At 64.6% G+C, this 10,972-nt stretch carries 12 protein-coding genes and 1 riboswitch; of the genes, 3 read left to right on the top strand and 9 right to left on the bottom strand.

Features of this window, described 5'->3' with window-relative positions:
• Positions 1–149: 149 nt before the first annotated feature.
• The 7 genes from AC0L3K_RS39610 to AC0L3K_RS39580 form a co-directional block, all read right to left on the bottom strand.
• Positions 150–932 (bottom strand): hypothetical protein, encoded by a 783-nt coding sequence (locus AC0L3K_RS39610; protein WP_035994232.1) that lies wholly within the window; start codon positions 930–932, stop codon positions 150–152.
• 235 nt (positions 933–1,167) lie between these two features.
• Entirely contained in the window at positions 1,168–3,066 is a 1,899-nt protein-coding gene (thiC, locus tag AC0L3K_RS39605) for a phosphomethylpyrimidine synthase ThiC (protein WP_007600764.1), read from the bottom strand.
• 165 nt (positions 3,067–3,231) lie between these two features.
• A complete protein-coding gene (locus AC0L3K_RS39600) occupies positions 3,232–3,840 on the bottom strand; it encodes a thiamine phosphate synthase (protein WP_007600768.1) in 609 nt (202 codons plus the stop codon).
• Complete coding sequence (locus tag AC0L3K_RS39595; RefSeq protein ID WP_007600770.1) at positions 3,827–4,609, bottom strand: thiazole synthase; 783 nt, start codon at positions 4,607–4,609, stop codon at positions 3,827–3,829. The genes AC0L3K_RS39600 and AC0L3K_RS39595 overlap by 14 nt, the downstream gene beginning before the upstream one ends.
• Before the next feature lie 190 nt (positions 4,610–4,799).
• The gene (gene thiS / locus AC0L3K_RS39590; RefSeq protein ID WP_007600772.1) at positions 4,800–4,997 is read right to left on the bottom strand and encodes a sulfur carrier protein ThiS; all 198 of its coding nucleotides are present in this window, start codon (positions 4,995–4,997) and stop codon (positions 4,800–4,802) included.
• The gene (locus tag AC0L3K_RS39585; RefSeq protein WP_007600776.1) at positions 4,988–6,013 is read right to left on the bottom strand and encodes an FAD-dependent oxidoreductase; all 1,026 of its coding nucleotides are present in this window, start codon (positions 6,011–6,013) and stop codon (positions 4,988–4,990) included. Before AC0L3K_RS39585 ends, thiS begins: the two co-directional genes overlap by 10 nt.
• Positions 6,001–6,129, bottom strand: a riboswitch (TPP riboswitch). It overlaps the preceding gene by 13 nt.
• Positions 6,130–6,180: 51 nt before the next feature.
• A complete protein-coding gene (locus tag AC0L3K_RS39580) occupies positions 6,181–6,729 on the bottom strand; it encodes a lytic transglycosylase domain-containing protein (RefSeq protein WP_007600777.1) in 549 nt (182 codons plus the stop codon).
• 244 nt (positions 6,730–6,973) lie between these two features.
• Between AC0L3K_RS39580 and AC0L3K_RS39575 the strand changes: the two genes are divergently transcribed.
• Entirely contained in the window at positions 6,974–7,204 is a 231-nt protein-coding gene (locus AC0L3K_RS39575) for a hypothetical protein (RefSeq protein ID WP_007600778.1), read from the top strand.
• Positions 7,205–7,206: 2 nt separating this feature from the next.
• On the opposite strand, the gene AC0L3K_RS39570 is transcribed toward AC0L3K_RS39575, so the two are convergent.
• Complete coding sequence (locus AC0L3K_RS39570; RefSeq protein WP_007600779.1) at positions 7,207–8,532, bottom strand: ATP-binding protein; 1,326 nt, start codon at positions 8,530–8,532, stop codon at positions 7,207–7,209.
• A gap of 13 nt (positions 8,533–8,545) precedes the next feature.
• Positions 8,546–9,301: a response regulator gene (locus AC0L3K_RS39565; RefSeq protein WP_007600780.1), complete on the bottom strand. Its 756-nt coding sequence runs from the start codon at positions 9,299–9,301 to the stop codon at positions 8,546–8,548.
• Between the two features lie 180 nt (positions 9,302–9,481).
• On the opposite strand from AC0L3K_RS39565, the gene AC0L3K_RS39560 reads away from it, so the two are divergent.
• On the top strand, positions 9,482–10,060 hold the full coding sequence (locus tag AC0L3K_RS39560) for a hypothetical protein (protein WP_007600781.1): 579 nt from the start codon (positions 9,482–9,484) through the stop codon (positions 10,058–10,060).
• Between the two features lie 227 nt (positions 10,061–10,287).
• Entirely contained in the window at positions 10,288–10,827 is a 540-nt protein-coding gene (locus tag AC0L3K_RS39555) for a PRC-barrel domain-containing protein (RefSeq protein ID WP_007600783.1), read from the top strand.
• Positions 10,828–10,972 lie beyond the last annotated feature (145 nt).

Genomic DNA, 10,972 nt, shown 5'->3' with positions numbered 1-10,972 from the left:
ACGCTTTTGTTTTTTGGTGGGACCTTTTTTTTTAAAACAGCTCTGGTAGGTCCGTCAGATTTGTGGGGGATTTCACGCGAAGCGGAATGCGGGAGCTGGGCTTCGCTCGCGCTCCATCTGGGCTACGCTTGCTCGCTGCGCAGGGTAGGTTAGTGCAGCGTAGCCCACCAATCGTCCAGCATCCTGCGTGCTGTCACGAGCATCGGCATAAGCAATCGCCCTGCAACGGTCATGCAGCCGGGGCCATTCTGCTCTTCTTTCTCCTTGAGAATGCCGGCAGCAACAAGTGCGGCGCGATCATCCGGGCAAAATTCGGAAGATTTTCGATCCAACTCCTCAAGGCTGAGTGAAGTTGCGAGAATGCAGGCGCCGGTACCGCGATGTCCTGCGGTCTGTGCGATTGATTTGAGTATCAACTTGTAAGCGCGCGTCGCCGTTATCTGGTGGTCCCAAGGGGATTGCAGCCACCAATTGCCGGCAACGATCCGCGCGGTAGAGACGACGCCGGCGTGGTAGGACGTCGTTGGGTCGCCAAAGCTCGTAGAAAATGCATAGCGCCAATTCCAAGCCTCGACCTTCATATCGACCGGAATAAGAAGATACTTGAACGAAGGCGAATTTCCTTCGTTTTCTGTTCGCTGGATGAAGCGGTCTGCCACCCTGGTGACCTCGAACTGCGTGGGCGTTGCACGCAATTCGGGTCCGAGTGGAAGGTCGAGAGCCCGCACGGTGACGGGCGCGGTGAGCACGCGCTGAAGCGCGCAAACCAGCGGATGAACGAACTCGGTGCGCTTCAAGTCTGATTGGATGTAAAGCACGACCTCTGCAGGCGCGATCGGCCCGCCGGCCACGCGTGGCTGCTCCTGCGCCGGCGCACCTGAAATCTCGGCGAGTAGGAAGAAGAATATCAGATCATGTAATCTGTACTTCAAAGGTGCGATACCGCTCGCGCCACAGGGGCCTGCTGTCTATCTTACAGCGATATGAAGCGAACTCGCAACCAACGGAGGTGGAGACTTCACAAGGTAGGTTAGCGAAGTGTAACCTCCATGTTGGAGAAGAAAGCGATTGATGATACTGCCCTCGCTCTTCGAACTATGGCCGATTGTCTTAACAAAAAGGCCGGGCTTTCGCCCGGCCTTCAACGCAAGTTCAGTTCGATCATCCTCACAACACCCGATTACTCTCCTTCACCTTCTCCGCATCCAGATACAAGTTCTCGCCCATCTCCTTGAACTTCGCGCTCATCTTGGCCATGCCGTCCTCGGCGGTCCCGCTCATCGACATGCCGACGCCGTTCGGATCGTTCAGCGTCGCCGCGTAGTCCCGCACGTCCTGGGTGATCTTCATCGAACAGAACTTCGGCCCGCACATCGAGCAGAAATGCGCGACCTTGTGGGCTTCCTTCGGCAGGGTCTCGTCATGGAAGTTCTTGGCGGTGTCGGGGTCGAGGCCGAGGTTGAACTGGTCGCTCCAGCGGAAGTCGAAGCGGGCGCGGGACAGCGCGTCGTCGCGCAGCTGGGCGGCCGGGTGACCCTTGGCGAGATCGCTGGCGTGCGCGGCGATCTTGTAGGTGATGACGCCGACCTTGACGTCGTTGCGATCGGGTAGGCCGAGATGCTCCTTCGGCGTGACGTAGCAGAGCATGGCGCAGCCGAACCAGCCGATCATGGCCGCACCAATGCCGGAGGTGATGTGGTCGTAGCCCGGCGCGATGTCGGTGGTCAGAGGCCCGAGGGTGTAGAACGGCGCTTCGCCGCACTCCTTGAGCTGCTTGTCCATGTTGATCTTGATCTTGTGCATCGGCACGTGGCCGGGGCCTTCGATCATGACCTGGCAGCCCTTGTCCCATGCGATCTTGGTCAGCTCGCCGAGCGTCTCCAGCTCCGCGAACTGGGCGCGGTCGTTGGCGTCGGCGATCGAGCCCGGACGCAGGCCGTCGCCGAGCGAGAACGAGACGTCATACTTGCGCATGAGGTCGCAGATCTCGTCGAAATGGGTGTAGAGGAAGCTCTCCTTGTGATGCGCCAGGCACCATTTCGCCATAATGGAACCACCACGAGAAACAATGCCGGTGACGCGGTTGGCGGTGAGGTGGATGTATTGCAGGCGCACGCCGGCGTGGATGGTGAAATAGTCGACGCCCTGCTCGCACTGCTCGATCAGCGTGTCCTTGTAGAGCTCCCAGGTCAGCTTGACCGGATCGCCGTCGCACTTCTCCAGCGCCTGATAAATCGGAACGGTGCCGATCGGCACCGGCGCGTTGCGCAAAATCCATTCGCGTGTGGTGTGGATGTTGCGGCCCGTCGAGAGGTCCATCACGGTGTCGGCGCCCCAGCGGATCGCCCACACCATCTTCTCGACCTCTTCCTCGACCGATGACGTCACCGCCGAGTTGCCGATATTGGCGTTGATTTTCGTGAGGAAGTTGCGGCCGATGATCATCGGCTCCAACTCTGAGTGGTTGATGTTGCAGGGAATGATGGCGCGGCCGCGCGCGATCTCGCTGCGGACGAACTCCGGGGTGATGAAGGCGGGCACTTCGGCGCCAAAGCTTTCGCCGTCGGCAAGGGCTGCTTCCGCACGCTCGAGCTGCTCTTTGCGGCCGAGGTTTTCGCGTGCCGCGACGTAGATCATCTCCTTGGTGATGATGCCGGCACGGGCGAATTCGAGCTGGGTGATCTTGTGGCCGTCGAGGCCGCGCAGCGGCTGGTGATAGGCCGAGAACGCGCGCGCGGCCTTGTCGGTGGAGACGCTGCCATTGTCCTCCGGCTTGATCTGCCGTCCCTGATATTCCTCGACGCCGCCGCGCTCGAGCACCCAGCCCTTGCGGCCGCGCGCGAGACCGGCGTTGACGTCGATGGTCACGGACGGGTCGGTGTAGGGACCGGAGGTGTCGTACACCGGCAGGTTCGGCTCGCCGGCACCCTCGGACAGGATGATCTCGCGCAGGGGCACGCGCAGCTCAGGCGCGGCATCGGGCGAGGCGAAGATTTTTCGCGACGAGGGCAGCGGGCCGGTGGTGACGGCGGGAACGGTCTTGTCGGGGTTGGAGCGGATGTTCATGGGATCCTCCGGTTTAATTCTGTTGTGCGTGCGTTTGAGCGACGGCGGTGAATTCTTGCTCCGTCATTGCGAGCGCAGCGAAGCAATCCAGAATCTCTCTGCAGAGGCAGTCTGGATTGCTTCGTCGCAAGTGCTCCTCGCAATGACGGGTGGAGAGAGTGCGCATCACGCCGCCTCCGCGGACAGGCCGAGCCATTGCCGCACCCGCGCATCCGGGTCGGCATTCTGGGTGACGTCGCTGACGACGGCGATGGAATCCGCGCCGGCGGCAAAGATCTCCGCGGCGTGCTCGAACTTGATGCCGCCGATCGCGACCAGCGGGATATTGCCGATGCGCTTCTTCCATTCCGTGATCTTCGGAATGCCCTGCGGTTCGAAGCGCATCGATTTGAGCGTGGTGAAGAAGATCGGGCCCAGCGCGACATAATCGGGCTCGGCGGCGAGCGCGGTGTCAAGCTCGGCATCGTCATGGGTGGAGACGCCGAGCGACAGGCCGGCCTCGCGGATCGCAGCGAGGTCGGCGTCCGCAAGGTCCTCCTGGCCGAGATGAAGATATTTCGCGCCGGCGACGATCGCCGCGCGCCAATAGTCGTTCACGACCAACTTGGCTTGCGTGCCCGCGGTGATCGCCAGCGCATCGGTGACCATCTGCAGCGATTGCGAATCGTCGAGGTCTTTTGCGCGCAGCTGGATGGTGCCGACACCGAGCCTGGTCAGGCGCTCGACCCAGGCGAGGCTGTCGACGACGGGATAGAAACGATCAGGATACGGCATGCCAAAAAGGTGTCCCAACGACAGGGGTGGAAGGAGAGGCGAAATCGCGGGCGTTCATCAGCCCGGCTTCGTAAGCGGTGCGGCCGGCCTCGATGCCGAGGCGGAAGGCGTTGGCCATCGCGACGGGATCGGCGGCTTTGGCGATGGCGGTGTTGAGCAGCACGGCGTCGTAGCCGAGTTCGAGCGCCTCGGACGCATGCGAGGGCGCGCCGATGCCGGCGTCGACCACCAGCGTAATATCGGGCAGCCGCTCGCGCATCAGCTTGAGCGCGTCGCGGTTGGTGATGCCTTTCGCGCTGCCGATGGGCGCGGCCCACGGCATCACCACCTTGCAGCCGGCGTCGACCAGGCGGTTGGCGACCGAGAGATCCTCGGTGCAATAGGGGAACACCTCAAAGCCGTCCTTGATCAGGAGGCTTGCTGCTTCCACGAGTCCGACCACGTCGGGCTGCAGCGTGTCGTTGTCGGCGATGACTTCGAGCTTGATCCAGCTCGTGCCAAACAATTCGCGTGCGAGCTTGGCCGTCGTCACCGCCTCGCGCACGCTGCGGCAGCCGGCGGTGTTCGGCAGCACGGTGACGTCGAGCTCGCGGATCAGATTCCAGAACGCATCGCCAGTCTTGCCGCCGGCGGATTCGCGCCGCAGCGACACCGTGACAATGTTCGAGCCCGAGGCGCGGATCGCCGACTGCATGATCGCAGGCGAGGGATAAAGCGCGCTGCCGATCAGCAGGCGGGAGGGGAAGGTTTTGCCGTAGAAGGTCACCATGTGGTGTCTCTCCAAATGACACTGTCATCCCCGCCTAGTGCGCAAATTGCGCACGGGGGGCGGGGATCCAGTATTCCAGAGGCGGTGCGGCTAGAACCGAGACGCCGCGGCGTACTGGATCGCCCGGTCAAGCCGGGCGATGACAGCGGAATGTGTGGCGCGCGCCTAGGCGATAAATGGAGAGCCATCCTCACCCTCCCTGCCGCGGTGTGATGATCTCGATCTCGTCGCCGGCCTTCAGCGCGGTTTCGGCCCAGCGGCTCTTCGGCACGACGTCGTAGTTGAGCGCGATCGCGAAATGGGTGCCCTCGTAGTCGAGCTCGCTGAGCAGCGCGTCCACGCTGGCCGAATTGATCTCGCGTTGCTCGCCGTTAACGATCACGCGCATTGCATCACCTCATTGTCGATCTGGCCGCGCTCGACAAAGCTAAGCGTCAGCTCGGCCAGAACAGGCGCGATCAGGAAGCCGTGGCGGTAGAGGCCGTTCACGCTGATCGTGTTGCCGCGGATGCCGATGCGCGGCAGATTGTCGGGGAAAGCAGGGCGCAGGCCGGAGCCGAATTCGACGATGCGGGCCTCGCCGAAGGCGGGGTGCACGGCATAGGCCGCGCCCAACAGCTCCAGCGCGGAACGCACGCTGACGCCGGTGTCCTCGGCCTCGATCGAGGTCGCGCCCAGCATGAACAGATTGTCCTCGCGCGGGATCACATAGAGCGGCCAGCGCGGATGAATCAGCCGCACCGGGCGCGCGAGCTGCACCTCGGCGGTTTCGATCAGGATCATCTCGCCCTTGACGCCGCGCAAGCCAGGCTGCTCGTCGCGCGCAGCAAGGCCGCGGCAGTCGATCACGATGCCTTTAGGATCAAGTTTTGCGAGTTCGGCCGCGGCGACGTCGCTTTCGAACTTGATGGTGCCGCCGGCGGCGCGGATGCGCTCGTGCAGTTTAGGCAGCACGCGGCGCGGCTCGACGTGGCCCTCGGTCGGGAAGAACAGCGCGTCGCGGAAGCGGCCTTCGAGCGACGGCTCGAGCTCGGCAAGGCCGGCGGCATCGAGCCGGCAATGGCCCTCGGTCATGCGGGCAAAACGCTCGAAATCGTTGCGCTCGCGCGGGTGGGCGACGACCAGCGAGCCGTTGAAGGGCGTGTCGGGCAGCTCGCGCCGCCAGATGTCGAGCGAGCGCAGGCCGAGCCTGGAGATGATGGGTTCGGAAACCTCCGCCTCGCAATAAGGCGCGAGCATGCCGCCGGCCCAATGGCTGGTGGCATCGGTCATGTCGGCGTCACCGCGCTCGTGCAGGATGACGGCGTGGCCGGCCTGCGCGAACAGCAAGGCCTGCCAGGCGCCAGCAATGCCTGCGCCGATGATGGATACCGGGGAATCCGGTCGCTTGGTCGTCTGCAACATCCCTGTCCCTTCGCCGGCATGACCCGGATCAGGTTCAAAGGGTCACCGCGGTCCTGGGCGGATTTGCCCATTTAGCGGTATCTCAGCTCCTCCTCGGAGCACCCCTCGGAACGGCTCTAATGTATGCCAGTGACAGGCTGTGTCAACGCGTTTGGCGGGAACCGCACTTACCTGGGCGTCTGTGCCCGAGCGTTGCGAACGCGCTGGGCGAGCTTCCGGTGCGGCGCGGCGCCGAATATCGGCTGCGGATTGCCGTTCGGCTCGAGCCAAGGGGCGCTCATATTGGCCTCGTTCGTATTGGCGACTTGCACGGCCTCCTGCCGCTGCCGCTTTGCGGCGTAGTAATAGCCGCCGGCGAAATAACGAACGGCCCGGGCGTGGTCGCCATTTGCCGCGTGATAGGCGCCGGCGAGATATTTCACGGCATAGGTGAGGTTGGTGTTGGGATCGCGCAGGCCGGCGGCGTCGCCGGTGTAGCCGACCCCGCGGGCGGTCGCGAGCTTGATCTGCATCAGCCCGATGGTGCCGCCATGGCCGACCAGGCCGGGCTGATAGCGGCTTTCGCGCATGATGACCCGATGCACCAGCGCCTCCGGCACGCCGTTGGCGCGCGCGTGGGCCGCGACCATCTCGGCGTACTCCGCTTGGCCCGCGAATGCGGCCTGTGGCAACGTCAGTCCGGCCGCGAGCAGCGCGGCGATACGTAAAATTTTCATCAGATATCCCGGAGGTCCCTGAGACTGATTGAAGGCCTGCGCCCGGCTGCCGTTTAGGCCTCCCGAACGCGGCAATGATGTGACCAAACGCCGCCGTTAATTTTTTCGCGGTGCCGAGCCGCTGTGACGACTCAATGCTGGCGTCAGAGTTTCCTCAGGCGGACAACTCGCGACAGCAGGCCTGTCTATTCGCATGGGCGCACGAAAGCGAGTATGTCACGGCCAGCGAATCGGGAGAGGTGCCATGACAAAATCAACCATGGTCAAAGCCCACAGCGGCGACATGTCAGAACACGATTTGCCCAGAAACAATCCCTGTGCCCAATGCGGCACGCTGATCCCGACGCCCGACTGGGTCGAGCCGGGCGAGGGGCGCGTCTCCTATCTCTGGACTTGTCAGGCCTGCAATTATCGCTTCGAGGCGATTGCGATCTTCGACGAGGCTGCCCTCGAGCACCCGCCGCTCGCGGCCTGAAGTTAGGCCGCAAGCCGCGGCTGTTGCCATACCGGCAATTGCATCCGCACGATCAGCCCATGCGGCTCGCGGTCGTGCAGCGACAGCTCGCCGCCATGGGCGAGGGCGATCGCGCGTGCGATCGACAGACCGAGGCCGAAGCCGGTGGACTCGTCCATGGTGCGGGCGTCGTCGCCGCGCACGAACGGCTCCAGCATCTCTTGCTTGCGCGCATCCGAAATGCCGGGACCGTCGTCCTCGACGTCGATGACGAGTTTGGCGTTCGAGATGTCGAGCCGGATCGTCACCTCGGCGCCGAAGCGCACTGCGTTCTCGACGAGGTTGGTGACGCCGCGATGCAGATCGTCGGGACGCGCGGCGGCGGTCGCGGATTGCGGGCCGGCATAGTGCACGACATGACCCATGTCGCCGAACTGGTCGGCGATGAGCTGCAGCGTGCTCGCGATGTCGACCAGCGTCACCGCCTCGATCTGGCGGTCGTTGCGCAATAGCGACAAAACGGATTCCAGCATCGATCGCATCTGGTCGAGATCGATCAGCATGCGCTTGCGGTTGCCTTCGTCCTCGACGAACTCGGCGCGCAGGCGCAGCCGCGTGATCGGTGTGCGCAGATCGTGGCTGATCGCGGCAAGCATCCGCGTGCGGTCCGACATCAGTCGCGCGATCCGCTCGTGCATGCGGTTGAGCGCGCGCGCGACCGAGCGGATCTCTTCCGGGCCGCGCTCGGGAAGTGGATCCGCCCCGCCGTCCAGGCTGAAATTCTCGGCAGCCCTGGCAAAGGACGACAGCGGCGCCGCCAGCGCGCGCGCCGCCCACAGGCCGAGCACGGTGACGCAGATGAAGGTGGTCATCAGCGCCATCAGCCACGGTGCGCCCCAGAACCACGGCCGCGGGCCGCCACGGACCTGGCCGGCGATCACAGTGCCGTCGGGCAGCTGTACGCCGATGCGGTGCTCGCCGGCTTGGGGGGCGAGCTGCACCACCTTGTAGCCGCGGCCGAGATGGCGGCGGATCCCGTGCAAATGTTGGCTTTCGCTGTCGTCGACGACGTTCGCGGTGCCGGGCGCGAACGTCTCGATGTTGAGCTTCGGGAAGGCGCGCGCGAGATCTGCGATGAGGCGCGGCCGCTCGGCCTGCTCAGCCGAGCCGAGCAGCACCGCGGCGTCCGCCAATTGAGGCGCGCCGTCCGGCGCCGTGTCCGGGCGGTCCGGCCGGCCGATCAGGAAGGCGGCGGTGACGACGAGATGCAGCGCGACGGTGGAAGCCAGCACCAGCGCGGCGATCTGCCCGCCGATACCCCTGAGGTGGAAGAACCCGAACGGCTTCATCGTCGGCGTTCCCTCAGCTGCTCAGGGACGCCGCGACCGCTTCAGTCCTGACCGCTTCAGTTCTTGGCGTGAACAGATAGCCGCCGGAGCGCACCGTCTTGATCATGGTCGGATCGGCCGGATTGGGCTCGATCTTGCGGCGGATGCGGCTGACCAGCACGTCGATCGAGCGCTCGAACGAGCCTGTGCTGCGCCCCTGCGTGAGGTCGAGCAGGCTGTCGCGCGAGAGCACGCGGCCGGGACGCTCGCAGAACGTCCGCAGCAGGTCGAACTCGGCGCTGGTCACCGCGACGCGCGCGCCGTCGGGATTGCGCAGCTCGCGCAGGCGCAAATCGATGCGCCAGCTTTCGAAGGCGAGCGTGCTGGCGCCCTCGATCGAGCTCGCCGCCTGCGCGGCCGCCTGGCGGCGCAGCACCGCGTTGATGCGGGCGAGCAGCTCGCGCGGGTTGAACGGTTTCGGCAGATAGTCGTCCGCGCCCATTTCGAGGCCGACGATGCGGTCGACGTCCTCGCCGCGTGCGGTCAGCATGATGATCGGCGTCTGTCCTTCCGCGCGCAGCTTGCGGCACAGGCTGAGGCCGTCCTCGCCGGGCAGCATGACGTCGAGGATGATGAGGTCGACGCGATGATCGGCCATCGCGCGCGACATCTCGCGGCCGTCGCTCACGGCGGTGACGTTGCAGGCGTTGTTGCGGAGGTATTTCGCAATCAACGTCCGGGTTTCACGGTCGTCTTCGACGACAAGGATGTTGGGATTGGGAAGGGCCATGCGCTTTGTTTGTCCAAGGTTCGGGCCAAATGGCGAAGAGATTTGTTTCAGATTGTTTCCATGGCCCATGCCGCAACAGCAGGACATCACCGGGCAGGGAAGCGGCAAGGTCTCGTTAAGCGCGCTAACCATACCGTGGCTTGGTCGGCCACGAAACCCTGCAGAACTCACAGAGCCATCATGACCTCGATTTCGGCGGCCTCCGCCGGTCACCACCAGTCGCCGTTGCAGAGGCTGCAGCAGCAATTGCAATCGGACGTGTCCGCCGGCACGGTCTCGTCGTCGGACCAGTCGGCGCTTTCGACGGCGCTGACCGACATCGACACGGCGCTTCAGCAGGGCCGGTCGAGCGATCAGTCGAGCGGCGCGCGTCCCTCCAAGGATGACATCGACTCGAAGATCGACGACCTCATCTCCAACGAGGTGTCGAACGGGACGCTGACGTCAGACCAGGCCGACGAGCTGAAGAACGTATTCCAATCCGCCTTCGCCAATGGCGCCGGCGGTCCCGGTGGTGCGGGCGGTCCCGGGGGTGCGGGCGGCCCCCCGCCAGGTCCGCCGCCGGACGACAGCTCGTCGGATTCGTCGTCAACGGACGCGACCAGCAGCACGTCAACCGCCTCCACCACGGCCGAGATCCTTCAGCAGTTTCTCCAGGCGCTGCAGCAGTCGCAATCGTCGTCGTCGTCTTACGGCGCCAACGGCAGCTCATCAGGCGGCTCGGACTTCGCCGCGCTTCTGATCGACTACAGGAGCTGATCTGCGTGACGCAGATCGGCGCGTTCCTCGCTGCGGTCTTGCTTCACCCAGGGCGCACGATCGTCCGCGAGGAACAGTGCGCTGCAAAATGTTCCTGAGTGACTTAGGAACAATCGCACGCGGCTCCAATCCTCGCGCAGCACGCGACGAAATTGCAGCACGCGCGGAACTGGGACTGATCCGAGCTGTTTTCTCCGCACGAGTTTTCTGCTGAAGGAGAGGACAATATGTTGATGAAATCGATCGCGGCCGGTCTCGCCGGTACCGCACTGCTCGCAACCGTTGCGTTCGCGCAAAATCCGACCGCCACCACCGACAAGGCGCCGGCTGCCGCCGCCTCGACGACGACCACGACCGCGTCGGGACAGTGGCGTACGTCCAAGATGAACGGCATCAAGGTCTATAACGACGCCAACGAGAACATCGGCTCGATCAACGATCTGCTGATGGACAAGAGCGGCAACATCAAGATCGCCGTGATCGGCGTCGGCGGCTTCCTCGGCCTGGGCGAGCATCTGGTCGCGGTGCCCTATGAGAAGCTGAAATTCGTCAACGAGGCCGTTGCCTACACCGGCGCTGCCGGGAACAACCCGAACAGCGCGGCCAACCGGCCCGCGGCGACCACCACGACGGGTGCCGCGACCGGCACCGACAACAAGCCCGCGACGACGGCCACGTCCTCGTCGAAATGGTATCCGGACCACGCCGTGTTCAATGCGAGCAAGGACGAGCTGAAGAACATGCCCGAGTTCAAATACTCGGAGTAACGCGGTTCTGAACGGCTAAACGAAGCGGGGGGGGGGGGGGGGGGGGGGGGGGGGGGGGGGGGGGGGGTTGGGGGGGGGGGGGGGGGGGGGGGGGGGGGGGGGGGGGGGGGGGGGGGGGGGGGGGGGGGGGGGGGGGGGGGGGGGG

The sequence above is a fragment of the Bradyrhizobium sp. MI1.10 genome (assembly GCF_055811035.1).
Note: the sequence above shows the minus strand (reverse complement) of the source record. Positions and strands in the feature narration are given on the sequence as shown.

What these genes read in the sequence shown, in the direction of transcription:
- thiS (WP_007600772.1), bottom strand. Translation starts at nt 4,997, where the DNA reads ATGCGCGTGATCGTTAACGGCGAGCAACGCGAGATCAATTCGGCCAGC.
- AC0L3K_RS39575 (WP_007600778.1), top strand. Translation starts at nt 6,974, where the DNA reads ATGACAAAATCAACCATGGTCAAAGCCCACAGCGGCGACATGTCAGAA.
- AC0L3K_RS39565 (WP_007600780.1), bottom strand. Translation starts at nt 9,301, where the DNA reads ATGGCCCTTCCCAATCCCAACATCCTTGTCGTCGAAGACGACCGTGAA.
- AC0L3K_RS39555 (WP_007600783.1), top strand. Translation starts at nt 10,288, where the DNA reads ATGTTGATGAAATCGATCGCGGCCGGTCTCGCCGGTACCGCACTGCTC.
- AC0L3K_RS39585 (WP_007600776.1), bottom strand. Translation starts at nt 6,013, where the DNA reads ATGTTGCAGACGACCAAGCGACCGGATTCCCCGGTATCCATCATCGGC.
- AC0L3K_RS39595 (WP_007600770.1), bottom strand. Translation starts at nt 4,609, where the DNA reads ATGGTGACCTTCTACGGCAAAACCTTCCCCTCCCGCCTGCTGATCGGC.
- thiC (WP_007600764.1), bottom strand. Translation starts at nt 3,066, where the DNA reads ATGAACATCCGCTCCAACCCCGACAAGACCGTTCCCGCCGTCACCACC.
- AC0L3K_RS39580 (WP_007600777.1), bottom strand. Translation starts at nt 6,729, where the DNA reads ATGAAAATTTTACGTATCGCCGCGCTGCTCGCGGCCGGACTGACGTTG.
- AC0L3K_RS39570 (WP_007600779.1), bottom strand. Translation starts at nt 8,532, where the DNA reads ATGAAGCCGTTCGGGTTCTTCCACCTCAGGGGTATCGGCGGGCAGATC.
- AC0L3K_RS39600 (WP_007600768.1), bottom strand. Translation starts at nt 3,840, where the DNA reads ATGCCGTATCCTGATCGTTTCTATCCCGTCGTCGACAGCCTCGCCTGG.
- AC0L3K_RS39560 (WP_007600781.1), top strand. Translation starts at nt 9,482, where the DNA reads ATGACCTCGATTTCGGCGGCCTCCGCCGGTCACCACCAGTCGCCGTTG.